We start from the raw sequence: 25,072 nt of genomic DNA on the forward strand, positions 1-25,072 counted from the left end.
AAAAGAAAATGGCAGCTGTCTGACCAGCAAGCCATTTTCTTTACCGCAGATAAAATTATACCCATAAAATGAATAAAAGTAAATGAAAGCCTAGTGGATTGCGTTTTTGAATTTCCCGCCTCTCGTTTCATGGGTATTCATAATGGTAATGAAAGCGTTATGATCAACTTCAAACACGATCGTTTTAAGCTTTGTCACTTCCAGTCTAGTGACAACCGCGTAAATCACGTCCTTTTCTTCGTCAGTATATCCGCCTTTTCCCTTCAGCTTGGTTGTTCCTCGACCAAGACGGTGCAAAATCGCGTCGGAAATCTCATCATACTGATCTGACACAATAATGACAGCTTTTGTTTCATCAAGCCCTTGGATCACGGCATCAATGGTTTTCATCGCAATATAATAAGTCATGAAAGAGTACATCGCTTGCTCAGGACCGAACACAAAACCAGCCCAAATGAAAATGAATACATTGATAAGCATAACGAACTCACCTACTGAAAACGGCAGCTTTTTCGTCAGTAAAATCCCGAGAATTTCCGTACCATCCATTGAACCTCCGTTTCGAATAACGAGCCCGACGCCAAAGCCGAGTAAAAGACCGCCGAAAACAGTCGCCAAAATAGGTTGAGTTGTAATGGCTTCTACATGGTGAAGCGAGGATTCAATAACGGCAAGCCCGACAATCCCAATCATCGTAGAGACAAGGAAGGTCTTACCAATATATTTATAACCGAAGATCATAAAAGGAATATTTAAAATGACAACAAATATAGCGAAATTCAAAACGGGAGTTGACATGAAGAGATGGTCTAAAATAAGTGATACACCGATGATTCCGCCATCAATAAAATGATTGGGGATTAAAAATAATTCGATACTAACAGCCGCAGATGCAGCTCCTGCCAGAATCATGAAGACCCTGAACATAAAGTGGAAAAATGTTTCTCTCTTATGCTGTTTTGTTGGGGTCATAAAATCTCCTCTCCTGCAATAACTATTTTAAATATATTATAAATCTATTTTACCATTAAACACTGACACATTTTGATGATTTGCCCATACATTAAGTTTGGAGGTGGAATGGTCGATGATTTTATTTCAAAGAATTATTTTGCAGCGACTTAATCAGGCTACTGCTGACGATTTGCTGAAGTACTCAAAACAATACGGAATCAGCCTAACAAGACCGCAGGCCATTGAAGTAGCAAACCTGTTATACGGGAAAAATGTAAACATCTTTAATGAGAATGAACGAATGCGGCTGCTGAAACAAGTAGAGGCAATTACATCAAAAGAAACAGCGCAAACCGTTAATGAACTATTCAAACAATTCACAAGCTAAAAAATGGGGGAGCTATCCCCCATTTTTTATTGCTGTAAAATCTTTTCCAGCAATGTGTCATCAAATTGTTTTTCTTTCAGCATGTCAATCTCAAATCGGTATGGCGGTTTTTTATTCTTTTTATCTTCACCGACATACGGTGTTTCAAGGATTTTTGGAATGTCTTTTAACTGCTCATGATGAACAACATATTGCAGTGCGTCATATCCGATTTCACCAAAGCCGATGTTTTCATGTCGGTCTTTTCTTGCGCCTTTGACATTTTTGCTGTCATTAATATGGAGCACTTTAATACGGTCAATGCCAACAATTTTATCGAACTCATTCAGCACTCCGTCAAAGTCTTCGACAATCTGATATCCGGCATCATGTGTATGGCACGTGTCAAAGCATACTGACAAAAGCTCATTGTGTGTAACGCCATCAATAATCTGTGCAAGCTCCTCAAAGCTTCTGCCGCACTCTGATCCTTTTCCTGCCATTGTTTCTAATGCAATCTGGACATTTTGATTCGGATCAATTACTTCATTTAAGCCTTCAATAATTTTTTTGATGCCTGCTTCAGCTCCCGCTCCTACGTGAGCGCCCGGGTGAAGCACAATCTGCTTCGCTCCGATGGCCGCTGTCCGTTCAATTTCAGAACGAAGAAAGTCGACACCCAGCTCAAAAGTGGACGGGTTTGTCGTGTTGCCAATATTAATAATATAAGGCGCATGTACGATAATCTCGTCAATGCCGTTTTCTTGCATGTGTGTCCGGCCAGCTTCTATATTTAAATCTTCAATTTTCTTCCGGCGCGTATTTTGCGGTGCGCCTGTATAGATCATAAACGTGTTCGCCCCATAAGAGGCTGCTTCCTGGCTTGCAGCCAGAAGCATATGTTTCCCGCTCATAGAGACGTGTGAGCCTATTCTCAACAACAGGTTCCCCTACTTTCTTTTTTTAGATTGGTTTCTTCTCTGTTTTTTCTTGATTTTCTCCATCTCGTAGCTCATTTTCTTTTTATATCCAGGCTTAACCTTCTTCGGCTTTTTCACGAGACGATGCGCTATTTCATCCGCTTCGTTCTGCGTTTTTTTGCGTTTTTTGCGGCGCTGGCGGTCATCGCCTTTTTTCCACTCGCCCTTTTCAAGCTCTAAGTAATCAAACTCGATGCCCATTTTCTCAAGTCTGGCTAATGCATCCTCATCAGAAAGCTCGTAAATGGTCATCGCTTGTCCTGATGAGCCGGCGCGAGCTGTTCTGCCCACACGGTGAACATAGAAATCGAGATCATCCGGCAGCTCATAGTTGATCACATGGCTGACACCTTTAATATCAATGCCTCGCGCGGCAAGGTCAGTTGCAATGACATAAGTGAATTCCAAATCATTAATCTGCTTCATGACTTTTTTCCGCTCTCGAGGCGTTAATCCGCCGTGCAGCAGCCCGATTTTCATGCCCTTGCCAGTCAGATATTGAGCGATATGATCAGCAGCGTTTTTCGTATTGGCAAACACAATGCCCAAGTATGGATTCAGATGAGACATGATGTCAAAAAGGAGCTTGTCCTTGTCACGATGTTTCGAAGGAATGAGAATATGCTCGATTTTCGCAGCAGTCACCTGTTTTGGCTCCACGTGGGCGTATTTTGGATTTTCCATATATTTCTTCAAAAATGGTTTCAGCTTTTCCGGAATGGTCGCTGAGAACACAAGCATCTGCAGATCCTCAGGCATGCGTGAACCAATGTAATCTACATCCGCAATGAATCCCATGTCCAGCATTAAATCCGCTTCATCAATAACGAGGGATTCTGCTTTATGAACACTTAACGCCTGTTCTTTGATTAAATCGGCAATCCGACCGGGCGTACCAACGACAAGATGCGGCTGTGTCTTCAGTTTATCAATCGTTTTTTGTTTATCTGTGCCTCCGATAAAACATTTCGAGCGAATCTGACTGCCTTCTTCACCCTCGGTGATTTTAAGTGCTTCCTGATGAATCTGGTTGGCAAGCTCTCTTGTCGGAGCCGTAATGACAGCCTGAACGACATCCTTAGCAGGATCGATTTTGTTTAATAATGGCAGTAAATAAGCGTGAGTCTTTCCGGTTCCCGTCTGTGACTGGCCGATGACGCTTTCTTTTTTTAACACTGCAGGAATCAGCCTTTTCTGAATATCAGTCGGTTCGTAAAAACCAAGGCGGTGTACTGCATCTATAATAAACGGTTTCAATTCATATACTTCAAATTTAGTTTCTTTCATTTTTCCCAGCTCCTTAAAGCGGCACATTATGTATCCATCATTACATTATACCCGATCTTGCTTAAAAACACCACGTTTGCAAGGCTTTTGTTTTATTCGGTTATGTAAAGCAAATACCGAAGCACATGCATATTCTAATAGCAGAGAGAGCTGAAAGGAGGTACAAGTATGTTTTCACCACAGCAGCCGATGAGAAATTACCCGCAGCCTGGACCGCCCCGCCCCATGCCAAATCAGCAAATGATGGGCAGAAGACCGCCTAATATGCGAAGACCTTCATTTGGACCGCAGCAGCAAGGTTTTCAGCAATCCGGACAATTTCTTCCTCAGGCAAATGCCGGGGCGAGAAATGGTGCGGGCGGAGGCATAAAAGGAATGCTGTCAAGGTTCTTACCCGGAGGAGGAGGCGCTGGCGGCGCCGGAGTTCCTGGAGCTGGCGCCGCAGCGAGCGGAGGATCAAGTCTCCAAGGGATTCAAAATATCGCCAATCCTGCATCTTTATCCAGTATGCTCGGGAATGTGCAAAAAGTGCTCGGCATGGCGCAGCAAGTCACTCCCATGATCCAGCAGTACGGCCCGTTAGTCCGCAACCTGCCAGCAATGATGAAGCTGTACAGCCAATTAAGTAAAAGTGATGATACAGAGAGCAATGAGGAAAATGAAAAACAAACAGATTCGGAAGAAACCTCAGAAACAGAGAACGAAGCTGAAGTAAAGACCTCAGGCGGAAACAAAAAATCAAAACCAAAAAGTTCTTCTCTCCCCAAGAAATCAAAAAAACCTGACGGAGAAGAACACACATCAAAAACATCTGCCCCGAAGAAAAATGAAGCCGCCTCTCCTTCTTCAAAAAGAACATCAGGCAGTTCAAAGCCGAGATTATATATTTAACATTCTTTGATATCTGAAGTGAGATTGGCTATAATGAGATCAGAAGAATGCAAGAATAGAGCCGTTTGATTACGGCTTTTTATATTGCCTTTACTCACTTCAGTATTGGAGGACAACCGAAAATGGACGTAATTAAAATATCGCCGCGCGGCTATTGCTATGGCGTTGTTGATGCTATGGTTATTGCCAAGAACGCGTCACTTGATAAGAGCTTGCCAAGACCCATCTATATACTCGGGATGATTGTTCATAATAAACACGTCACTGATGCGTTTGAAGAGGAAGGAATCTTTACTTTAGACGGTGCTAATCGTCTGGATATCCTGAAGCAGGTTGACAAAGGAACTGTGATTTTTACTGCGCATGGTGTTTCTCCCGAGGTCAGAAAAATCGCCGACGAGAGAGGATTAGTCGCAATAGATGCTACATGTCCGGATGTGACGAAAACTCATACTTTAATTCTAGAAATGAAAGAAAAAGGATATCACGTAATCTACATCGGCAAAAAAGGGCATCCAGAGCCTGAAGGAGCCGTTGGCGTAGCCCCTGAGATCGTTCACTTAGTAGAAACAGAAGAAGATGTGAAAAACCTTGATATCCAAGCAGATAAATTAATCGTGACCAATCAAACAACGATGTCTCAATGGGATGTTCACGACATTATGGAGCTTGTACAAGAGAAATATCCTCATGTCGAATATCACCAAGAGATTTGCCTCGCTACTCAGGTACGGCAGGAAGCTGTATCAGAACAGGCGAAAAAAGCGGATCTAACAATCGTTGTCGGCGACCCGAAGAGCAACAATTCAAATAGGCTCGCTCAAGTGTCGGAGGAAATAGCAGGCACTAAAGCATACCGAATTGGCGACCTAAGCGAATTAAAGCTCGAATGGCTGAAAGGCGTTAATACCGTCGCTGTTACTGCGGGAGCTTCAACACCAACGCCGATCACAAAAGAAGTCATTCGCTTTTTGGAGCAGTATGATCATGAAGATCCATCAACTTGGACAACTGAACACAGTGTACCGCTCAAAAAAATACTCCCGAAAGTAAAAGCAAAAAACTGAGGCTGTAAAAAGCCTCAGTTTTTTTATAGAAATGCAAATGGATTTGTATCTGTTTCAGAAACAAAGATATTCACATCCAGCTTTTTATCATTGCACATGGATGTTAGTTTTCTCGTGACGCCTTCTTTCATAATTTTTTCCGCGTAATGGCCCGAATCAACAACATTCAGGCCAAGCATCATCGCATCATGGGCCACATGGAAGTATAAATCTCCTGTGACGTAAACATCGGCGCCCTTTCGTTTCGCATGATGAATATACTTGTTGCCATCCCCGCCAAGAACAGCCACCTTCTTCACCATGCTGTCAGCTTCACCCACCATTCTGACACCATTGACTTCAAGCTTGTCTTTCACAAATAAAGCGAATTCCTTGAGCGTCATCTCATTTTTAAGTGTTCCGACACGGCCAAGCCCTTTTTCAGCTGGAGACTGCTCGACAGGATAGATATCGTAAGCTACTTCTTCATATGGATGGCTTTTGATCATTGCATTTATAACAGCTTTTTCAATGCTTTTAGGAAACACAGTCTCCAGCCTAACTTCATGAACAAGCTCAAGCTCTCCCACTTCACCGATAAAAGGCTTAGCGCCGTCCAATGGCTTAAAGCTGCCGATTCCTTCAGACGAAAACGCACAATGGCTGTATTCGCCAATATGGCCGGCTCCCGCATTTCCGAGCGCCGCTCTGACCTGCTCTTCATATTCCTTCGGCACGTATACGGCCAGCTTTTTAAGAGGATCAGTATAAGTAGGCACCAGCACCTCCGTCTCACTCAGCTCTAATGCTTCAGCAAGCAAATCATTCACGCCGCCGTCCGCAACGTCTAAATTTGTATGAGCTGCATAAACAGCGATATCATGCTTCATACACTTTTCAATTAACCTTCCGGCTGGCTGATCTGTTGAAATATGCTTTAGGGGCCTGAAAATAGGAGGATGGTGTGCGATAACCAAATCAACCTCTTTTTCAATGGCTTCATCGATAACGCTCTCCAACACATCAAGCGTAACCATTACATTTTTAATCGGTTTGTTTAAGGTGCCGATTTGCAAGCCGATTTTATCGCCTTCGACCGCATAGGCTTTCGGAGAAAATTGTTCAAACAGCTGGATGATCTGCTGCCCATTTACCGTTTTAGTCACGATCGATAACCTCCTTTAGCAACTCCATCCGATCGGAGAGCTCCTTTAATTTTTGTTTGTTTTGTTCTGTACCTGAAGCTCGGCTGATCTGTTTATAAATGCTTTCTGTATGCTGAAGCTCTTGTGTCCATTTTTTCAAAAATACAGTATTCTTTTCTTTTGCCAAGAAAGGGCCGACGAGCATTCCGGCTGATAAGGAAATACCGGCATAAGCCGAATCTCTGTCTCCCGCTTCGGCGACAAGCACCTCATAACACTTTCCGTCCTCTTCAAGGATCACCTCATCTATCAGCGCATATCCTTCTTTATAAAGCCACTCCCTGATATGAACAGCATGAATATTCGGCTGTAAAATAAGCCGTTCCTTCCCTGTTAATTTTTCTTTACCCGCTTCTAAAATGTGCGCGATCAAAGATCCGCCCATTCCCGCAATCGTAATGGCATCGGCCTCACCTTTTTTAATGACTTCCAGGCCGTCTCCCTGCCTTACAGAAATGTGCGGGGCTAAGCCTGATTTTTCAACCTGCCGCTTGGCGGACAAAAACGGGCCGTCTGTTATTTCTCCGACAATTGCCCCGCTGGCTTTATGATTCAGCACCGCATAACAAGGAAGGTAAGCGTGGTCAGATCCGATATCGGCCATCACCGCTCCATTCGGTATGTACTCCGCTACTGTTTGCAATCGTTTCGATAATTTTAATTCGTTCACTTGTCATCACAACTTTTCTCAATCATTTTTTCCTTTTCTATCATATAAAAAATCAGCCCGGAATCCAAGCTGAGTGAATGATTTTCAGTGTTTTCTTTTGAGACGGCTCTGCACACGGCAGATAAAAATAAAAGGCTGTCGAGAATATCTCGGCGGCCTGAGAACGTATAAGGAGAAAGATAGATCTTTTATTTAATTTTTGACACCCACTCTGCCATATCATCCAGCTTATCGGGCGGAACAAGACCAGAAGGCATTCCGTTACCGCCTTTTTCGATCTTGGTTTTAATGTCAGCGACATCTTTCTTATCGCCTACACCTTTTAAGCTCGGACCTGAAACACCTTCATAATTTTCACCATGGCACGAGATACAGTTTGCCTTGTAAATATCCTCAGGTGAAGCGTTTGCATCTTCTTTTTCAGCAGATTTGCTTTCTCCGCCGCTTGCAATCTCTCGAGAATCATCAAGCCCCTTTACTGCTAAAAAGAAAGTCAGACCAATACCTAAAACAGCGATCAGTAAAAATGGAATAAGCGGATTCCATTTCATTTCCCTTCCCCCTTTTTAATCCTTCCCCTATGTAAACACTTCTAATTCTAACTTAATTTTACAAAAAGTAAATGGATTGCTATACAAAAGTTTTTTATTCACACTTTATACAAAATTGAATAGAAACATGCCTATTTCTCCGATATCTATTTTATTCTATTGTATAATGTATTGTATACGCTTACAATAGAAAATATGGATTCATATTTGAAATTTTTCACCACAATGTTCATTTGCAAATGACACCATTTTTCAGTAAAATAAAGGCATATTATCCATATATCTTTTTGATAAAAAAGAAGAACGGATCTACACGACCCGTTCCATCTTATTCCAGGAAATCTTTCAAACGTTTACTTCTGCTAGGATGTCTAAGTTTCCGCAACGCTTTAGCTTCGATTTGTCGAATACGCTCTCTCGTTACTCCAAATACCTTGCCGACCTCTTCTAGTGTTCTTGTACGGCCGTCATCAAGACCAAATCGAAGACGCAATACATTTTCTTCACGATCAGTTAACGTATCAAGTACATCTTCCAGCTGCTCTTTCAACAGCTCATATGCGGCATGGTCTGAAGGTGAAGTTGCTTCTTGGTCTTCAATAAAATCACCAAGATGCGAGTCATCCTCTTCACCGATCGGTGTTTCCAGCGATACCGGCTCTTGTGCGATCTTTAAGATTTCGCGTACTTTTTCAGGTGTTAAATCCATATCTTCCGCAATTTCTTCAGGTGTCGGTTCTCTGCCTAAATCTTGCAGTAATTGACGCTGCACACGGATCAATTTATTAATGGTTTCAACCATATGAACGGGAATCCGGATCGTTCTCGCCTGATCGGCAATGGCGCGAGTAATCGCCTGTCTGATCCACCACGTAGCATACGTACTGAATTTATAACCTTTGCGGTAATCAAATTTTTCAACGGCTTTCATCAGACCCATGTTGCCTTCTTGAATCAGGTCAAGGAACAGCATTCCGCGTCCGACATACCGTTTTGCGATACTGACAACAAGCCGCAGGTTCGCTTCAGCCAATCTGCGTTTAGATTCTTCATCACCTTCTTCAATCTTTTGAGCGTAGGCGATTTCTTCTTTTGCAGATAGAAGGTTAACCCGGCCGATTTCCTTTAGATACATCCGAACTGGGTCATTGATTTTGACACCCGGCGGTACACTTAGGTCATTAAGGTCAAATTCTTCTTCGGCTTTGGCAAGCTGCTGAATATTAGGATCTTCTGTTTCTTCATTCTCACTAATTAATTCAACACCTTGTTCACCTAAAAATTCATAATACTCATCCATTTGGTCTGATTCAATTTCAAAGCTGGACATACGCTCGGCAATTTCTTCATATGTCAAAACGCCACGTTTTTTACCAGACTCTGTTAATTGCTCTTTTACTTGATCGAATGTTAATTCTGTCTCGTGGGTTTGTTTATCAGCCATTATGGATCCCTCCTTCCAAAGCTTGCAACGAATTCTATAAGCGGTATGATTCTTATTCGGTCCATTCAGGCGTTTTCTATGTGAACTGCCTTTAATAATGTGCGAATAATGAAATGACAATTCATGATGAGGTCAAGCGATCTATTTGCTCCTCCGCAAGGAATCATTGCCAATAAACGCTTCTCACCAGTTTTTCCAGTTATTTTAAAGATCGGTTCAATGTAACGATTTCTTGAGCAAGAGCAGCAGCTCTTAAAAAATCTTTTTGCCTTTCGGCTTCGGCTCTTTCCGTCTCTTTTTCTTTTATCATTGACCAATTTCTGTGATTCAACACTTTTTTTACATAATCTGATAACTCGGCTTCACTGAGTTCTTGATTAATCTGAAGCATTAAAATATCAGACAAGAGCTGGCTTATATGATCATCCGTCACCCTGGCCATCAGATGCTGAGGCGTAAGCTCGGCTCCCTCCTCATAAAAAGCGTAAAGATAGGTGGCTAATGCGCGGTGCTCATCAATATTAAATTGAAAGCCTACCCGGTCAATCACTTTTTTAATGATGCTCCGATCTCGAAGCATGTGTGCGAGTAACAGCCTTTCTGCATTTTCATACGCCGGACGCAGACGTTTTTGCCTTGCCTTTGTCGTCAGATGCGCACGCCGTGTTTTCGTTTCACCGCCATTGTCAACAGGTTTGCTTTGCTTGCTGAAAACAGTCAGCTGCTCGGTTAAAGACTCCTGCGAAAGCGAAAACTCTGAAGCAAGCTGTTTTACATAGACTTCCTGCTCAAGCGATCCTTTAAGCGTGCTAATTTCTTTCAGTACAGCTTTAATGTAAGTCAGGCGATCGCCTTCATCGGACAGGTTCTTTCCTTTTCGGAAATATTGCATTTTGAACGCCATCACAGTGACACTGGCATCGATAATGTCGTTTTTAAATTTTTCCCCGCCGAACTTTTTGATATAATCATCAGGGTCCAATCCGTCAGGAATCATTGCAACTCTGACTTTGCAGCCTTTACTTTGGAGAAGCTCAGAAGCTTTTAAGGTGGCTTCATATCCGGCTTTATCAGAGTCGTAGCAAAGAATGATTTCTTCGACATTTCTTCTAAGGATCTTGACATGATCATCTGTCAGAGACGTTCCCATCGTGGCTATACTCTCTTTCACACCCGAGTTTACGGCCGATATGACATCGGCAAATCCCTCAAATAAGACCGCTCTTTCCTGCTTTCTGATATGAAGGCGGGCCTTATAAAAATTGTAAAGCAGTTTACTTTTATGAAAGAGCGGTGTTTCAGGACTGTTCATATACTTAGGCTGCTGGCTGCCAAGAGCCCTGCCTGAGAAAGCAACAACAGCCCCGTGATGATCATGGATCGGAAACATGACCCGGTTTCTGAAACGGTCAAAATATCCGCTCCCGTCTTCACGTCTGATCAGAAGACCCGCTCTTTCCATTTCCGCCTCACTATAGCCTCTCTTTACGAGAAACTTCGTGATGAAGTCCCAGGAATCAAGAGCATAGCCGATCTGAAATTCATCAATCAGCTCTTTCGTAAAGCCCCTTGAAAGCAGATAATCCAGTGCCTCTTGACCTTCTTTTGTATTTATTAACAAATGATGGTAAAATTTCTTCAAGAGCTCATGAGCCTCTGCCATTTTTTGTTCTCCAGAAGATTCTGGCCGGGCTCCCGAATGAACTGTTATATCATCTGGAAAATCAATTTGGTATTTGTCAGCAAGGTGAGAAACCGCCTCAGCAAAAGAATAACCTTCCATCTGCCTTAAAAAAGAGAAAACATTGCCGCCCGCTCCGCAGCCAAAGCAATGAAAAATCTGTTTGTCGGGCGATACGGAAAACGAAGGTGTGCTTTCTCCATGAAAAGGACAGAGTCCAAAGTAGTTTCGGCCTTGCTTCTTTAATTGAACATAATCACCTATGACTTCAACGATATCTGCCGACTTTTGCACCTGATCCACAATTTCATCTGGTATCCGATTTCCCATCTTATAACACTCCGTCGTACATTATTCGATGCTTTAGTGCAAAATCCCTTCATCGTTCGACAGGATTTTTTGCAGCAGTGTAATAAATCGTTCTCGATCTTCTTTATTTAATTTTTTAGGCCCTTTGGCGTATATGCCTTTTTTTCTTTGTTTACCGGAAAAATGACGGCTCTCAAGAGCAAAATCAATCGTATCTTCTTTGTAAAGACGCCCTCTTTCCGACATAACTGAAACATTTCTGTTCAGTAGCAGGGATGCTAATCCGATGTCCTGCGTCACAACAATATCTCCCGTTTTTACGTGATTTGCGATATATAAATCAGCAGCTTCTTTATGAGGATCAACATACTTCCATATTTCTTCCTTGCTTCTGGAAAGCTGATAATGTTCAAATGAAGCGACAAAAAGAACTTGAACGTCATAATCGGATGCTGTTTGTAAAATTTCATCTTTTACCGGACAAGCGTCAGCATCGACAAAAATCGTCTTTTCTTGTTCATTAAGAAGAGTAATTCTCCATCCCTCCATTAAACTCCTGCATAAAAGCAAGCAAAATCGCACATCCTTTAGATCATTGCGGATGTATATGAATTTGTCGAAAAATTTCCGGGAGAAATTCTTGACATCTTACCCATAATAGTTTATTCGTATCACACGAACCTTAAACCTAAAATTAATCATTTTATCACAATTTTTTATTATAATACAAACTTCCCAAAGATGCTATTGTTTTTCATTATTCCCTTTTGACATAGCCAAAAACCCAGGATAGAGCGTCCTGAGTTACATGTTTTTTGTTTTGAGATGATGAATAATATTCGCTGTTTCTTCAACCGCTTTATTTGAAACATCAACAACCTGGCATCCGATCCGGTCCACAATCTTTTCGAAATATTCCAGTTCCTCTTTGATTCTGTTGATATTTGCATAGATCGCTTTGTCATTAAGTCCGAGTGATTTTAACCGTTCTTTTCTGATATGATTCAGTTTATCCGGGCTGATCTTTAATCCGATGCATTTTTTCGGATCAACGTTAAAGAGTTCTTCCGGCGGGTCCACCTCAGGAACAATCGGAACATTGGCAACCTTCAGGCGCTTGTGGGCGAGATATTGAGACAGCGGTGTTTTAGACGTTCTCGATACGCCGATCAAAACGATATCAGCTTTTAAAATCCCTCTTGGATCCCGTCCATCATCGTATTTAACTGCAAACTCGATGGCCTCCACTTTTTTGAAATAGTCTTCATCAAGCTGGCGCACCCGTCCTGGTTCGTATTTCGCTGTTAAACCGTAGGCCGTTTCCATTTTATCAATTAACGGGCCGATAATATCATAATATAAAACATTTGCTTTTTCCGCTTCTGCAATCAAATATTCTCTTATTTCCGGCACCACGAGTGTAAAACAGATAATGCCGCCGTCTGCCGTGGCGAGTGAAATCACTTCATTGATCGTGCCTATATCTTCAACATAAGGAATTCTTCTGACATGTGTATCGTCCGCTGACCCGTTAAATTGGCTGAGTGCTGCTTTTACTACCAATTCAGCCGTTTCACCGACAGAATCCGATACGACATAGATGATGCGGTTATTCATATTATCCCCCCGTTAGTTTGCGATGTTATAGGATTTCATTTTCTGATAAACTGACAAGTATTTTTGTCATATTCGTTTTTGTCACTCTGCCGATCACTTCAAAACCTTTATCGGTATCTTTGATAACAGGCAGTGCATCAATTTGTTTTTCTATCAAGTGCTTTGCAATGTCCATCACATAATCCTCGCGTCTGCACACCGTAATGTTCGGCATCCTTGTCATGATGATATGAACAGGGACAGATGTAAGCTCCTGCTGGCCAATGCTCGCTCTCAGCAAGTCTTTTCGTGAAAGCACCCCGACTAAAACAGCATCGCCGTCCACCACAAACAGAGTACCTACATCTTCTAAAAACATGGTGCAAATCGCATCGTAAACAGAAACGTTTTCGTGAATCACAACGGGGATAGATTGAAAGTCTTTCACCTGAAGCTTTTTGAGTTTATCTGCCAAAAGCTGGGTACCGGTTTTCCCTGTGTAGAAATAACCGACTCTCGGGCGCGCCTCGAGGAATCCTGACATGGTGAGTATGGCTAAATCCGGACGCAATGTTGCCCTGGTTAGGTTCAGCTTTTCTGCAATATGCTCCCCTGTAATCGGCCCGTTTTCTTTTACAATCTGCAAAATATGTTCTTGCCGTTTATTTAGTTCGATCGTACTCACCACCTTTTCACTTCATATCTATGTAAAGAAATAATAATCCATATTATATCGTAAATATCTTGTAATCAAACAAAAAAACTTATAAATGGGGAAAAGACGATTACCGATCACACAGCAACCGCCTTTTCTATCTTTATTTTACAATAAGGGCATTCATATTCGCAAAGGACTTGATCTCATCCGCCAAGCTTATCATTTGCGCTAAACGGTTTGCCTTTAATGTCTCGTTATGTGCTATAACCATTGTATGATCGAAGTAAGCATCGATTGGTTCTTTTAAGGCTGCAAGTGAAGCAAGCGCCGCCTCGTAATCTTTTTTGCTGAAGTTTTCCTGCAGGTTTTGCTTCGCTGTTTGGTAGGCATCAAACAGGTTTGCTTCGTATTCATTTTCAAACAGATCAGGCTGAATGTCTCCGCGGACTCCTTTTTTGCTGATAGAGATGACTCGGCCTAATGCTTCCGCTGTTTCCTTAAAACCTGGTGCACCAAGCTTTTGTTCCAGCACTTGTGCTTTATGCAGCGCTGAGTACGGCTCAAGCTTAGAGCTTTCCAGCACGGCGTCGATGACATCGTGTCTGATTTGTTCAGCATTCAAGACATATTTCAGACGCTGAGTGAAGAAATCCAGCAGTTCATTTTCTTTTTCCGTTTGTACGAAAGTAAGCAGCTCTTCAAACGAAATTCCCCAGTTGCGGTCAAGAAGAATCGCAACAATACCGCTCGCTTGGCGGCGCAGGCCGTAAGGATCCTGTGAACCAGTCGGAATAACGCCGATAGAGAAGAATGAAGTGATTGTATCTAGCTTATCCGCCATTGCCACAACAGCTCCGGTGAAAGTAGAAGGCGTTTCTCCGCCTGCTGATCTAGGCATATAGTGTTCGTTTACTGCCGCAGCCACAGCTTCATCTTCTCCAAGCATTTTCGCATACTTTTCACCCATAATTCCTTGAAGCTCAGGGAATTCGTATATCATATGTGTGACAAGATCGAATTTAGAAATTTCAGCAGCCCGCTTCACATGTTTTAATGTATCTTCATCAGCCTGAAGACGGACGGCAAGCTTCTCTGCGATTGCAGTGACTCTTCTGACCTTATCAGCAAGAGAACCAAGCTCTTCATGGAAAACAATGTTTTCAAGCTTCTTCACATTTGCATCAATGTTTAATTTCTGATCTTCCTTGTAGAAGAATGAAGCATCAGATAAACGCGCGCGCAGCACTTTTTCATTGCCACGGGCTACATTTTCGATCGCGTGGCTGTTTCCGTTTCGGACTGTGATAAAGTGAGGCAGCAAATCACCGTTTTTGTCTTTGACAGGGAAGTAGCGCTGATGTTCTTTCATTGTCGTGACAAGCACTTCCTCAGGAATTGTCAGAAACTCAGATTCAAATGAACCGTAAAGAGCTGTCGGGTATTCTACTAAATGATTCACTTCATCAAGAAGGTCTTCGTCTACTGGAATGTTCCAATTGTTTTCTGCTGCCATCGCTTCCAGCTGAGATTGAATCATATGTTTCCGGATGTTAGGGTCAGCGATGACATGCTGTTCTTTCAGCTGCTCTTCATAGGAAGAAGGTGATTCAATTGACACTTCATGTCCGAGGAAACGGTGTCCCTGTGTTGTCCGGCCAGACTCAACGTTTGTGATCGAAAATGGAATGACATCCTGTCCAAATAAAGCGGCAATCCATTTGATTGGCCGGATATAACGCAAATCTTCATTTCCCCAACGCATGTTTTTCGGGAAGTGCAAGCTCGTAACCAAACCGCTCAGTTCCGGCAGAAGGGACTTCGTTTCTTGTCCGGCTTGGAATTTTTGCACAAATACATACTCTGTGCCTTTTACTTCTTTGATATACAGGTCTTTCACGTCTGCGCCTTGGCCTTTTGAAAAGCCGATTGCCGCTTTTGTCCAGTTCCCGTCTGCATCAAGAGCAATTTTTTTCGCTGGCCCTTTTGCTTCTTCTTTTATATCATCCTGCTTTTCTGCTACATCCTTTACGAATACAGCTAGACGTCTAGGCGTATTGAAGAGCTTCACTTCACCGTGAGTGATATTTTTTTCTTTCAGCCAGCCTGTCAGCTTCTCTCCAAGCTGAACCATGCCGTCATTTAAAAAGCGCGCCGGCATTTCCTCTAATCCAATCTCTAAAAATAAATCCTGTTTACTCATGAGAAGCACCCTCCCCTTTAAGCATTGGGAACCCTAGTTTTTCTCGTTCCTCATAATAGGTTTTTGCTACTTTTCTCGCTAAATTCCGCACTCTTGCAATATAGCCTGTCCGCTCGGTAACTGAGATCGCACCTTTGGCGTCAAGCAGGTTGAAGGTGTGCGAGCATTTTAGCACATAGTCATATGCTGGATGAACAAGCCCGTTATCCATTTGTTTAATCGCTTCTTTTTCATACGTGCTGAACAATTGGAACAGCATATCGACGTCTGACGTTTCAAACGTATAAACGGAATGCTCGTATTCCGCCATCATGAATAAATCTTTTACTGTGAACCCTGACGTCCATTCCAAGTCGAAAACATTCTCTTTATCCTGGATATAAGACGCGAGACGCTCAATTCCGTACGTAATCTCTACAGAAACTGGTTTACACTCTAGTCCTCCGACCTGCTGGAAATACGTAAATTGTGTAATTTCCATTCCGTCAAGCCATACTTCCCAGCCAAGACCCGCGCAGCCTAAAGACGGGTTCTCCCAGTTGTCTTCAACAAAGCGAATATCATGCTCAAGCGGATCAATTCCAAGAGCGCGCAAGGAATCTAAATACAGCTCTTGAATGTTATCAGGAGACGGTTTAATAATGACCTGGAACTGATGATGCTGATACAGTCTGTTCGGATTCTCCCCGTAGCGGCCGTCGGCAGGCCGTCTGGAAGGCTCTACATAAGCCACTTTCCACGGCTCAGGGCCGATACTGCGCAAAAATGTATACGGGCTCATCGTGCCGGCCCCTTTTTCTACATCGTAAGCCTGCATAAGCACACAGCCCTGACTGGACCAATGCTGCTGCAAGGTTAGAATCATGTCTTGAATATTCATTTCAAGCACCTCCACTTTACTTTTCCTTTATCAGATGACTGCGGCGGCAACCAAAAAACTCCCGTCTCTATGCTTGCCAGCCGCAAACATAGGGACGAGAGTTCTCCCGCGGTTCCACCCTAGTTGCTGAGATCAAAATCCCAGCCTCTTTTTTTGAAATTGCTCAAGAATGCCTTTCGTTGCGTGCTCATCCCTTAGCTTACACCGCCCTAAGGTCGCTTTCATGAGGTAAACGCAAGTACTTCTTTCTCTCACTGCAACATATTTTATAATAAATGATCATATAAAAAGATGGACCAGATGTCAACTTTTGTTTTCACCCATAAGATGTTTCATGCTCTCCATTTGATCTAAAAAGCGCTTTGATTTTAAATATAACCCTGAGTATTCTTCATAATATAAATCAATCACTTGCTTCAATTCAGCTTTTGTTTCCTGTTTTAAGGAGACATTGCCCAGCCTTGATAGATCGAAGTAATAAAACAGTCTCAACAGCCTTGCCGTTTGCGGTTTAATCGGAACCCTGTAAGGATCTTTTTCAAAACAACGGTGGCAAATAAAACCGTTATCACGGATAGAAAAATGAAAGCTCCCATCCTGGCTTTTACAATGCACACAGTGATTGAGCTCGGGATACAGCCCCATGACACCGAGCATTTTCATTTGAACGATAAAGATGATAACATCTGGGTCTGTTCCTTCGTTCAGCTGTTTAAGCGATTCTAAAATAAATTCAAACAAATAAGGGTTTGGCTTTTTTTCTTCAGTGCCTCTGTCGACTAACTCGGTAATATATGCAGCATATGCTGTTAAAAACAAATCTTCCCTGATGCCTCTCATGCTGAGGATCATTTCACCCTGCTGAAGTGTTCCGAGGCCGGTTGTTTTTTGCATTAAGAATGAACCATACAAAAAGGGCTGGCTGACTGCTGATAAACGGCTGTTCGTTTTTTTGGCGCCTCTTGCCATAACACCTACTTTTCCGTGTTCTCTTGTCAGTAAAGTAACGATTTTATTCGTCTCTCCGTAATCATTTGTGCGAAGAACGATTCCTTCACATTTTGTCAGCATTTCCGCACCTTCCTAAAGCAGGAGCGGCCAAGAGGTTTATAAAATTGGATAATCAAATCGGGCTAGCTCATCTTCTAGTTCTTCGGGTCTTTCTATGTTCTCTTTTTCCAGTTCTTTAAAAAGAAGATACGTATCAACATTTCCTGTTTGAGAAAATACGTTCCAGGTAAAATTCAACACAAGAAACCCACCTTTCTGTAGTTAAACTAGCTTACCTAAACTCCAAATTCTTACCTTTATCTTGACCAGATGTCCTCCATTTCATGTTAAACAAAATTTGTTAATGTATCCCTGATCCTGTGAGATAATGACACAGCGAGAGATTAATATTCATCCTCTTTGAAGCCAAAATCGCGCAGCTGGGACATTTTATTACGCCAGTCTTTCTGCACTTTGACCCATAATTCAAGGTAGACACGGGAGCCTAACAATGCTTCAATATCCGCTCTCGCTCTTTTTCCGACCTCTTTCAGCAGGCTTCCTTTTTTCCCGATCACAATGCCTTTCTGGGAATCCCGTTCGACCACAATCGTCGCCGCTACGTGTACAGAACCATTGTCCTGCCCTTTGATTGATTCGATGGCCACCGCAATGCTGTGTGGGATCTCTTCTCTTGTCAAATGCAGCACTTTTTCCCTGATGAGTTCGGAAATGATAAAGCGCTCCGGGTGGTCGGTTACCTGGTCACTCGGATAGAATTGCGGTCCTTCCGGCAAATACGCTTCAATCTGAGTGAGCAATGTTTCGATATTATTTCCTTCTAGAGCAGAAATCGGAACAACTTCCTTAAAAGGATAACGTCCGCGGTATTCGTCAATTAACAGTAGCAACTGATCGGGATGAATTTTGTCAATTTTGTTTACGATTAAAAATACAGGCGTGGACATATTCTGCAATTTCTCAATGATGAATTCGTCGCCCTTCCCGTAGCCTTCCTCGGCGTTGATCATAAACAAGACCAAATCGACTTCTTTTAATGTATTTTGCGCCACTTTCATCATAAAGTCCCCAAGCTTATGCTTAGGCTTATGAATCCCTGGTGTGTCAATAAAAATGGTTTGTGATGTACCTGTCGTCAGAACTCCTTGCACCTTGTTTCTCGTCGTTTGGGGCTTATCGCTCATGATAGCGATTTTTTGTCCAATGACTCTGTTCAAAAATGTAGACTTTCCAACGTTTGGTCTTCCAATAATAGATACAAATCCTGATTTAAAGCTTTCGTTCGTCATGTAAATCCTCCGATGAAAATGCGCCTGGCAATAATTTTTCCACAGTCATTTCTTTTATTTGTCCTTGTAAATTAGTCATCACGACAATAACGTCCTTTGTGCAAAGCTCAGAAATCACCTGGCGGCATGCTCCGCACGGAGATACCGGACCAGGGGTGTCAGCCGCAACGGCCAGCATCTGAAACTCTGTATCCCCTTCAGAAACAGCTTTAAATAAAGCGGTACGCTCAGCGCAATTGCACATGCTGTATGCCGCGTTCTCGATGTTGCAGCCTCTGTACACTTTTCCATCTTTGGTAAGAAGAGCGGCTCCGACTTGAAACTTGGAATACGGCACATACGCCATATCACGTGCTTTTAATGCTTCTGTTATCAATTCCTGTCTGTTCATGTGTACATGTTCCTCTCTTACCTATAAAATGGTACCGCTATCACTTTATATTTTACATAATCGCGCGCTTTTTTTCACGCCCATTTCTAAAAATGTAAAATAAATGTAAGAATTTTCAACCTTACAGCTTTGGCAAAAAAATAAGTAAACCAATGATACACGAAATGACGGCAAAAACGCAAACAGCCCCGGCGGCAGCGTCCTTAGCCGCTTTAGCAAGTGGATGATGTTTGTCTGTTATTAAATCAACCGTATGTTCAATGGCTGTATTTAAAAGCTCTAGCGAAAGCATTCCGCCGATCAAAAGGAAAATAATCGCCCACTCAATCAGACTGAGCCCCACGAGGAAGCCGCAAATGAGAACAGCACACACGGCTGCAGCATGAAACTGGAAATTACGCTCCGTCCGCGCTGTTTCCCGGATGCCTCGGCCTGCATGCACGAAGCTTTTGAAGAATCGCTGCAGCTCATTTCTATGATCTCTTGAGTCCATAGGCGTCCAGCAAATCCTTTTGCTTAGTAAACATCTCCTCTTCTTCCTCTTTCGTCATATGGTCATATCCTAAAAGATGCAGAAATCCATGCACGGCAAGAAATCCGAGCTCTCGCTTAAAAGAATGGTTATATTCTTCGGCCTGCTCCCTTGTGCGGTCCGCACTGATGATAATATCACCTAAAACCGGCGGCATTTCCGCGCCCAAAATTTCGACCTCGCCCTCACCCTCCTCTTCAAGAGCAAATGAGATGACATCTGTCGGGGCATCCTTTCCTCGGTACTCTTTATTAATCTGCTGTATGTCTTCATTGGTAACGATCGTGACAGAAACTTCAGCCTGATCCTGAACGCCTTCACGCTCAGCGGCAAATTGAAGCAGATGCTCTACTTCTGTGAGCATCTCTTCTGAGACACTCCCCGTTTCATCAACAATATCAATCAGTAAACTCATCTATTTCACCTTCTTAGTAGCCTCCGGATATTCGATCCGGGAGTGGAAAATTCCTTTTAATGTTGCACAGAGTGTTTTAGCGATTGTATCCAGCTCTTTAAATGTCAAATCGCATTCGCTGAACTGTCCGTCCTGCAGCTTATCGGATATGATACCCCGGACAAGCTTTTCAATTCGTTCTGGATTTGGATTATGCATGGATCTGACGGCCGCTTCAACACTATCAGCAACAGATATAATCGCAGCTTCCTTTGACTGCGGCTTCGGTCCCGGATAACGAAACTCTTCTTCTGTAATCTGGTCGCCTTTTTCCTTCGCTTTATAATAAAAGAACTTTAACAGCGAGGTTCCATGATGCTGCTCAGCAATGTCGACAAGCTCTTGCGGAAATTTATAGCTTCTCAGCATGTTCGCACCGTCAGTGGTATGCGAGATGATAATATTTTTACTCAGCTGAGGAGACAGCTTGTCATGCGGATTGTCAATATTCATTTGATTTTCAATAAAATATTGCGGGCGCTTTGTTTTTCCGAGATCGTGATAATACGCGCCAACTCTAGCAAGCAAACCATTAGCCCCCACCGCCTCACAGGCTGCCTCTGACAAATTGGCGACCATTACACTGTGATGATATGTACCTGGTGTTTCTGTTAATATTTTGCGCAGCAGCGGATGGTTAGGATTAGACAGCTCGAGCAGCCTCATAGTGGATAAAATGCCAAAGCCTGTCTCAAAAAACGGCATCAGGCCGATGATTAATACAGACGAAGCAAACCCTGAGACAACCCCCATCAGCATTAACGTCCCGATTTCAAGACCCGACAGCGCAGTGTTTTGAATCAATAATAAGGAAAGAACGACAATCATATTAATAAACGCCACGAAAAGCCCGGTCTGCAAAATCTTTGATCTGGCATTGTGTTTTCCTAAAAATAAAACACCTGAAATCCCGCTGATCAAATAATAAATTCCTATGACATAATTGAAAGTTCCCGTCACACCCTGATTAAACATCATACTTCCGCAAATCGCAAGAATGATACTTCCCAAAATGGCAATGCGTTCATTCATCAGCAGCTTGATTAAGATCGCGCCGGCCGCAATAGGAACAAGATAGCCGATATTATTATATTCCATCTTCTGAAATAAACTGACAACCTCCATGATAACAAGCAAAAGCGTTGTGATAATGGAGAACAGCAGGATAGATTGTTTTTTAAACTTCAGGTTTTGTTTTTGTTTTTCAAAGTAGTATACAAGCGTTGCGATAAAAAGTCCGATCATAATTAATAGGCCGCTGATCGGTTTAAAGAGATTTGAGTTATTTAATAACCCGGTCAGCTCGAGTTTTCTGTACACTTCCCGGTCAATGAGGTCATTTTCTTCCACAAGCACCTGGCCCTGTTTGATCTGAACCTGCTGGACATTGTCTGACGCTTCCTGCCTTTTTGCATCTGTCGCTTTCGGATTGAAGACGTAATTGGGAATAATAGCAAAACGCCCGATTTCTGTTGCAGCTGCCAAGTATTTAGACGGGATAGAATTGCTCTTTAGCTCTTTTTCTACACGATCCTTTGCATCAGATAGTTTATCCGACGAAATTTCACTGCTCATGACTGTATTCACTGCCGTAATGACTGTATCTCTGACAAAAGAAAAGTCTTCACTGTCCGCTTTCAGCAATGTTTTGATGGTATCCTCTGATATGGAATCATTCACATCTGACGTTAGTTTGTTCTTAACAGACTTCACCATTGATTTTTCCGATGGTGATTTGCTGTCTTCTTCTCCTGATTTTTTCACTTCGCTGATACTGTCGAATATAGATGACACAAGGTCAATCCGATTATCTGTGTATTCTTTTTTCAATGTATATTGATCTTCCACCGCGTCCTCAGCGGCTTGCTTTTTTTCTTCTGTGGCTTTTTGATCTTCGACGGTTGCCGGAGCATAAATGGTCTTGTCGCTGACTGAAAACAGGTCTAAATCAAGTGTTTCCGGCTTAACATGTACAAAGAGCAAAGCAAACATAATGGCAGCCAGCAGAAGATACAGCAGTACATGCATGGAGCGGGCATTTTTAAAGCGGCTCCATTTTTTTGAGCTGCTTTTGGTCTTCCCCTTCTTTTTCAACACAAGAACCTCCTCTTGAAACATCAAGCCCATAAGCAATCATAAAAATGACCCGATAACGCGCGATCGGGTCATTCAGCATTAATTTTGCTTATCGTATGCTTCAATAATTTTCGCAACAAGCGGATGTCTGACCACGTCTGTCTGGTCTAGCTCAATCATAGAAATGCCGTCTATTCCTTTCAGCATCTCCTTCGCTACTGCAAGTCCCGATTTGACGCCTTTCGGCAGATCAATTTGGCTAACGTCACCTGTAATGATCATTTTAGAGCCAAAACCCAGTCTCGTCAAAAACATTTTCATTTGAGCAGGTGTAGTATTCTGTGCTTCATCAAGTATAACATAAGCATCATCAAGCGTCCGTCCCCTCATATATGCAAGCGGAGCAATTTCAATGACGCCTCTTTCCATCAGACGTTCTGTATGATCTGCCCCAAGTACATCATGAAGAGAATCATACAGCGGGCGCAAATAAGGATCTACTTTCTCTTTGAGGTCACCTGGCAGAAAACCAAGGCTTTCACCGGCTTCCACGGCAGGTCTTGTTAAAATGATTTTTTTGATATGTCCGTTTTTTAAAGCATGGACTGCTTTTACGACAGCCAGGTACGTTTTCCCGGTCCCCGCCGGGCCGATGCCGAATACAAGGTCATTCCGCTTCATGGCAGCCACGTATTCCCGCTGTCCCATCGTTTTTACACGGATTGGTTTGCCTTTAGCGTTTTTAGTAATTTCTTCTTCATACATGCTTTCAAAGTAATCAAGTTCATTCTTTTTTGCCATTTTGACGGCGTAAATCACATCACGTTCAGAGATCTCTATCCCCTTGCGAATTAAAGCGAGGAGCGATCCCAGCAGCCTATCTGCAACCTTAAACGAATCTTCATCGCCTGAAACATAGATCGTTTCACCGCGCGTAATGATATTCACATTCAGATCTTTCTCTATCAATTTCAAAAAAGAATCTTGGTTCCCGAACAGTGAAAGCGCCTCGTCCGGGCTTTTCAGTTTTTGATTCATCGCAAGTAAATGTTCTGTCATTCTTCAGTCTCCCTGACAATAGGTGTGGTTTGAACGATATCTTCTATAACTTGGTAAAGAATAATCAACTTTACTTTACCATTCTCGACTGTATGGTGCAAAACTTTTTCACTTTTCACCTCGCCGTTTTCGCCTATTTTATTCTCTACATCCTGTTTACCCATTTTAATGCCTTCTTGAACTGCTTCTTCTTTCGTATATTTTCGCAAAGCCTCTTCACTTTCTCTCGTTTGCTCTTTGATATAGGATACAGGGAGCTTAAATCCGAGAAAATTAAGCGAATGCTTTTCTTGTTCTGTTTTTGGGTGCTTCAATTTCTCTTTTTTAAACGTTATGCCCCAGATCGGGATGGCCAAAGAGCCAAAAGAAAGCTTGTGCTTTGTCCTTACTTTGCCCGTGTAAACGTTAAATAATGTTTCAAGCGGAACCGTCACTTCAGATTTGTACCAGGTTTCTCCGTAAATTTCTGCTTTTGAGGCGACTTCCTGCTGATGCTCTTCACTGCCGATCAGTCCTGAAACAAGCAGCTGCCCCTTTTCTACATGATCGTGTATTGCGGCCATTGGCTGTCCTTTTTGCACAAACATTCTTGTAATGGTCGCTTTCTTTTTGGCGACAATATCGCGCGGGCTTACATACTTTTCTTTTTCAGGCTCATTTTTCTCCACGACTTTCATATGAATGGTCGTCCCCTTTAAATCAACACCGACCCAAGTGATATTGTCTATTCCGTTGGTTAACGATTTTTGTATTTTTTCTGGAGACATCATTAAAAACTGCAGACGACCCTTTTTAACGCCGATTTCATTCAGATGCTGCATCATTTGATGTTCCGTTTCAGGCTTAGCGCCTGTCACATCAATTTTCCACACCATATTGGAAAGCAAAAACAAAAGGATGAAAAACATTGCAAAACCGATCGTAAACCCTATATTCAGCTTTGATTTCAGCAATAAGAAAGGAAATCCCTTCCGATTAATAAATCGGGCTTTACATTTAAAATTTCTTCTCACCTGCCGAAAGGCATGTACATCCCGAAGCTGTATATATAACGATACGGCTTCTTTCTTTTTTTTGACATGAAAGACTGGAATCCCCTGTCTAGTGCATTCATTCAGGAGCCGTTCAATCCCTCTTCCCGTCAATTCAAGCTGGACCTTACCTGAAAAAAAAGACAGCCATTTATTTTTCACAACATTTCCCCCCCGGCTTTATGACTCAACATATCGAACGACATCAATCGTACCCTCCAAAAGAATTTCTTCCGGAAGAATCGCCTTGATGACAAAATTTTTTCCTGATATGATGCACTGGCCCTGCTTTAGCATCAGCCTCACTTCATTCTCACTGAAAAGCAAAAGGCCTCTGTGGTTTTCTATGTAGATATGAAGTCTGCCAACCATTGTAATCCGCGGCAGATCCATCATAACGTCCGGGGGAATTTCCAATGCTCTTGTCAGCCAAGCTTTCACACGATTCTTTCTTTGCCCCATACAAAAAGAACCCCCTTTCATCTCATATGTATGATTTGAAAGGCGGTT

26 protein-coding genes and 1 other annotated feature are annotated in these 25,072 nt (G+C 42.6%); of the genes, 3 read left to right on the forward strand and 23 right to left on the reverse strand.

What is annotated here, in order from left to right; all coding sequences use genetic code 11:
• Nucleotides 1-90 precede the first annotated feature (90 nt).
• Complete coding sequence (locus V6D41_RS02070) at nucleotides 91-972, reverse strand: YitT family protein (RefSeq protein ID WP_087990740.1); 882 nt, start codon at nucleotides 970-972, stop codon at nucleotides 91-93.
• A gap of 115 nt (nucleotides 973-1,087) precedes the next feature.
• On the opposite strand from V6D41_RS02070, the gene V6D41_RS02075 reads away from it, so the two are divergent.
• Entirely contained in the window at nucleotides 1,088-1,342 is a 255-nt protein-coding gene (locus V6D41_RS02075; protein ID WP_010330680.1) for a DUF2624 domain-containing protein, read from the forward strand.
• Nucleotides 1,343-1,368: 26 nt separating this feature from the next.
• Here the strand turns inward: V6D41_RS02075 and V6D41_RS02080 are convergent, their stop codons facing one another.
• Nucleotides 1,369-2,262, reverse strand: a complete 894-nt coding sequence (locus V6D41_RS02080; RefSeq protein ID WP_148962077.1) for a deoxyribonuclease IV — start codon at nucleotides 2,260-2,262, stop codon at nucleotides 1,369-1,371.
• A gap of 9 nt (nucleotides 2,263-2,271) precedes the next feature.
• Complete coding sequence (gene cshB, locus V6D41_RS02085) at nucleotides 2,272-3,588, reverse strand: DEAD-box ATP-dependent RNA helicase CshB (RefSeq protein ID WP_333517136.1); 1,317 nt, start codon at nucleotides 3,586-3,588, stop codon at nucleotides 2,272-2,274.
• Nucleotides 3,589-3,756: 168 nt separating this feature from the next.
• Here cshB and vrrA point away from each other — a divergent pair, with 168 nt between their 5' ends.
• Nucleotides 3,757-4,479 (forward strand): VrrA/YqfQ family protein, encoded by a 723-nt coding sequence (gene vrrA, locus V6D41_RS02090; RefSeq protein WP_148962079.1) that lies wholly within the window; start codon nucleotides 3,757-3,759, stop codon nucleotides 4,477-4,479.
• 122 nt (nucleotides 4,480-4,601) lie between these two features.
• Nucleotides 4,602-5,546 carry a 4-hydroxy-3-methylbut-2-enyl diphosphate reductase gene (locus V6D41_RS02095; protein WP_333517137.1) on the forward strand — a complete coding sequence of 315 codons (945 nt, stop codon included), beginning with the start codon at nucleotides 4,602-4,604 and terminating at the stop codon, nucleotides 5,544-5,546.
• 23 nt (nucleotides 5,547-5,569) lie between these two features.
• Here V6D41_RS02095 and V6D41_RS02100 read toward each other — a convergent pair whose 3' ends face one another.
• The 20 genes from V6D41_RS02100 to yqfC all read right to left on the reverse strand — a co-directional run bounded on the left by V6D41_RS02100 (nucleotide 5,570) and on the right by yqfC (nucleotide 25,024).
• Entirely contained in the window at nucleotides 5,570-6,691 is a 1,122-nt protein-coding gene (locus V6D41_RS02100; RefSeq protein ID WP_333517138.1) for a Nif3-like dinuclear metal center hexameric protein, read from the reverse strand.
• A complete protein-coding gene (locus V6D41_RS02105; RefSeq protein ID WP_333517420.1) occupies nucleotides 6,684-7,334 on the reverse strand; it encodes a tRNA (adenine(22)-N(1))-methyltransferase TrmK in 651 nt (216 codons plus the stop codon). The genes V6D41_RS02100 and V6D41_RS02105 overlap by 8 nt, the downstream gene beginning before the upstream one ends.
• 254 nt (nucleotides 7,335-7,588) lie before the next feature.
• Nucleotides 7,589-7,951, reverse strand: a complete 363-nt coding sequence (gene cccA / locus V6D41_RS02110; protein WP_333517139.1) for a cytochrome c550 — start codon at nucleotides 7,949-7,951, stop codon at nucleotides 7,589-7,591.
• A gap of 328 nt (nucleotides 7,952-8,279) precedes the next feature.
• Nucleotides 8,280-9,395 (reverse strand): RNA polymerase sigma factor RpoD, encoded by a 1,116-nt coding sequence (gene rpoD / locus V6D41_RS02115; RefSeq protein WP_003226225.1) that lies wholly within the window; start codon nucleotides 9,393-9,395, stop codon nucleotides 8,280-8,282.
• Between the two features lie 199 nt (nucleotides 9,396-9,594).
• Nucleotides 9,595-11,406, reverse strand: coding sequence for a DNA primase (gene dnaG, locus V6D41_RS02120; RefSeq protein WP_333517140.1), 1,812 nt, complete (start codon nucleotides 11,404-11,406; stop codon nucleotides 9,595-9,597).
• Nucleotides 11,407-11,439: 33 nt separating this feature from the next.
• Entirely contained in the window at nucleotides 11,440-11,934 is a 495-nt protein-coding gene (locus V6D41_RS02125; RefSeq protein ID WP_087990748.1) for a YaiI/YqxD family protein, read from the reverse strand.
• 255 nt (nucleotides 11,935-12,189) lie between these two features.
• Nucleotides 12,190-13,002, reverse strand: coding sequence for a pyruvate, water dikinase regulatory protein (locus tag V6D41_RS02130; RefSeq protein WP_148962082.1), 813 nt, complete (start codon nucleotides 13,000-13,002; stop codon nucleotides 12,190-12,192).
• Nucleotides 13,003-13,027: 25 nt separating this feature from the next.
• Entirely contained in the window at nucleotides 13,028-13,666 is a 639-nt protein-coding gene (gene ccpN, locus V6D41_RS02135; protein WP_162102381.1) for a transcriptional regulator CcpN, read from the reverse strand.
• A gap of 133 nt (nucleotides 13,667-13,799) precedes the next feature.
• A complete protein-coding gene (gene glyS / locus V6D41_RS02140; protein ID WP_333517141.1) occupies nucleotides 13,800-15,839 on the reverse strand; it encodes a glycine--tRNA ligase subunit beta in 2,040 nt (679 codons plus the stop codon).
• Nucleotides 15,832-16,719 carry a glycine--tRNA ligase subunit alpha gene (gene glyQ, locus V6D41_RS02145; RefSeq protein ID WP_087990751.1) on the reverse strand — a complete coding sequence of 296 codons (888 nt, stop codon included), beginning with the start codon at nucleotides 16,717-16,719 and terminating at the stop codon, nucleotides 15,832-15,834. The genes glyS and glyQ overlap by 8 nt, the downstream gene beginning before the upstream one ends.
• Before the next feature lie 87 nt (nucleotides 16,720-16,806).
• Nucleotides 16,807-16,983, reverse strand: a binding site (T-box leader).
• A 39-nt stretch (nucleotides 16,984-17,022) separates the two neighbouring features.
• Complete coding sequence (gene recO, locus V6D41_RS02150; RefSeq protein WP_087990752.1) at nucleotides 17,023-17,790, reverse strand: DNA repair protein RecO; 768 nt, start codon at nucleotides 17,788-17,790, stop codon at nucleotides 17,023-17,025.
• A gap of 36 nt (nucleotides 17,791-17,826) precedes the next feature.
• Nucleotides 17,827-17,970: a YqzL family protein gene (locus tag V6D41_RS02155; protein WP_087990753.1), complete on the reverse strand. Its 144-nt coding sequence runs from the start codon at nucleotides 17,968-17,970 to the stop codon at nucleotides 17,827-17,829.
• 143 nt (nucleotides 17,971-18,113) lie between these two features.
• Complete coding sequence (gene era / locus V6D41_RS02160; RefSeq protein WP_087990754.1) at nucleotides 18,114-19,019, reverse strand: GTPase Era; 906 nt, start codon at nucleotides 19,017-19,019, stop codon at nucleotides 18,114-18,116.
• The gene (locus V6D41_RS02165; RefSeq protein WP_148962084.1) at nucleotides 19,000-19,410 is read right to left on the reverse strand and encodes a cytidine deaminase; all 411 of its coding nucleotides are present in this window, start codon (nucleotides 19,408-19,410) and stop codon (nucleotides 19,000-19,002) included. The genes era and V6D41_RS02165 overlap by 20 nt, the downstream gene beginning before the upstream one ends.
• 121 nt (nucleotides 19,411-19,531) lie before the next feature.
• Entirely contained in the window at nucleotides 19,532-19,903 is a 372-nt protein-coding gene (locus V6D41_RS02170; protein WP_087990755.1) for a diacylglycerol kinase family protein, read from the reverse strand.
• Nucleotides 19,884-20,357, reverse strand: coding sequence for an rRNA maturation RNase YbeY (gene ybeY, locus V6D41_RS02175; RefSeq protein ID WP_148962085.1), 474 nt, complete (start codon nucleotides 20,355-20,357; stop codon nucleotides 19,884-19,886). Before ybeY ends, V6D41_RS02170 begins: the two co-directional genes overlap by 20 nt.
• The gene (pgpH, locus tag V6D41_RS02180) at nucleotides 20,358-22,493 is read right to left on the reverse strand and encodes a cyclic-di-AMP phosphodiesterase PgpH (RefSeq protein WP_333517142.1); all 2,136 of its coding nucleotides are present in this window, start codon (nucleotides 22,491-22,493) and stop codon (nucleotides 20,358-20,360) included.
• Between the two features lie 78 nt (nucleotides 22,494-22,571).
• On the reverse strand, nucleotides 22,572-23,531 hold the full coding sequence (locus V6D41_RS02185) for a PhoH family protein (RefSeq protein WP_333517143.1): 960 nt from the start codon (nucleotides 23,529-23,531) through the stop codon (nucleotides 22,572-22,574).
• Nucleotides 23,528-24,724, reverse strand: a complete 1,197-nt coding sequence (gene yqfD, locus V6D41_RS02190) for a sporulation protein YqfD (protein ID WP_333517144.1) — start codon at nucleotides 24,722-24,724, stop codon at nucleotides 23,528-23,530. The genes V6D41_RS02185 and yqfD overlap by 4 nt, the downstream gene beginning before the upstream one ends.
• An 18-nt stretch (nucleotides 24,725-24,742) precedes the next feature.
• Nucleotides 24,743-25,024, reverse strand: a complete 282-nt coding sequence (yqfC, locus tag V6D41_RS02195) for a sporulation protein YqfC (protein ID WP_003237082.1) — start codon at nucleotides 25,022-25,024, stop codon at nucleotides 24,743-24,745.
• Between the last annotated feature and the right edge of the window lie 48 nt (nucleotides 25,025-25,072).

The sequence above is a fragment of the Bacillus sp. 0102A genome (assembly GCF_036765155.1).
In the GTDB taxonomy this organism is placed as follows: domain Bacteria; phylum Bacillota; class Bacilli; order Bacillales; family Bacillaceae; genus Bacillus; species Bacillus subtilis_G.

Coding starts and splice junctions, on each gene's coding strand:
- V6D41_RS02075 (WP_010330680.1), top strand. CDS start 1,088: ATGATTTTATTTCAAAGAATTATTTTGCAGCGACTTAATCAGGCTACT.
- glyQ (WP_087990751.1), bottom strand. CDS start 16,719: ATGAATATTCAAGACATGATTCTAACCTTGCAGCAGCATTGGTCCAGT.
- V6D41_RS02185 (WP_333517143.1), bottom strand. CDS start 23,531: ATGACAGAACATTTACTTGCGATGAATCAAAAACTGAAAAGCCCGGAC.
- cccA (WP_333517139.1), bottom strand. CDS start 7,951: ATGAAATGGAATCCGCTTATTCCATTTTTACTGATCGCTGTTTTAGGT.
- cshB (WP_333517136.1), bottom strand. CDS start 3,588: ATGAAAGAAACTAAATTTGAAGTATATGAATTGAAACCGTTTATTATA.
- vrrA (WP_148962079.1), top strand. CDS start 3,757: ATGTTTTCACCACAGCAGCCGATGAGAAATTACCCGCAGCCTGGACCG.
- dnaG (WP_333517140.1), bottom strand. CDS start 11,406: ATGGGAAATCGGATACCAGATGAAATTGTGGATCAGGTGCAAAAGTCG.
- V6D41_RS02105 (WP_333517420.1), bottom strand. CDS start 7,334: ATGGCCGATATCGGATCTGACCACGCTTACCTTCCTTGTTATGCGGTG.
- V6D41_RS02130 (WP_148962082.1), bottom strand. CDS start 13,002: ATGAATAACCGCATCATCTATGTCGTATCGGATTCTGTCGGTGAAACG.
- V6D41_RS02165 (WP_148962084.1), bottom strand. CDS start 19,410: ATGAACAGACAGGAATTGATAACAGAAGCATTAAAAGCACGTGATATG.
- rpoD (WP_003226225.1), bottom strand. CDS start 9,395: ATGGCTGATAAACAAACCCACGAGACAGAATTAACATTCGATCAAGTA.
- yqfC (WP_003237082.1), bottom strand. CDS start 25,024: ATGGGGCAAAGAAAGAATCGTGTGAAAGCTTGGCTGACAAGAGCATTG.
- recO (WP_087990752.1), bottom strand. CDS start 17,790: ATGCTGACAAAATGTGAAGGAATCGTTCTTCGCACAAATGATTACGGA.
- era (WP_087990754.1), bottom strand. CDS start 19,019: ATGACGAACGAAAGCTTTAAATCAGGATTTGTATCTATTATTGGAAGA.
- glyS (WP_333517141.1), bottom strand. CDS start 15,839: ATGAGTAAACAGGATTTATTTTTAGAGATTGGATTAGAGGAAATGCCG.
- V6D41_RS02095 (WP_333517137.1), top strand. CDS start 4,602: ATGGACGTAATTAAAATATCGCCGCGCGGCTATTGCTATGGCGTTGTT.
- V6D41_RS02070 (WP_087990740.1), bottom strand. CDS start 972: ATGACCCCAACAAAACAGCATAAGAGAGAAACATTTTTCCACTTTATG.
- V6D41_RS02170 (WP_087990755.1), bottom strand. CDS start 19,903: ATGGACTCAAGAGATCATAGAAATGAGCTGCAGCGATTCTTCAAAAGC.
- V6D41_RS02125 (WP_087990748.1), bottom strand. CDS start 11,934: ATGGAGGGATGGAGAATTACTCTTCTTAATGAACAAGAAAAGACGATT.
- ybeY (WP_148962085.1), bottom strand. CDS start 20,357: ATGAGTTTACTGATTGATATTGTTGATGAAACGGGGAGTGTCTCAGAA.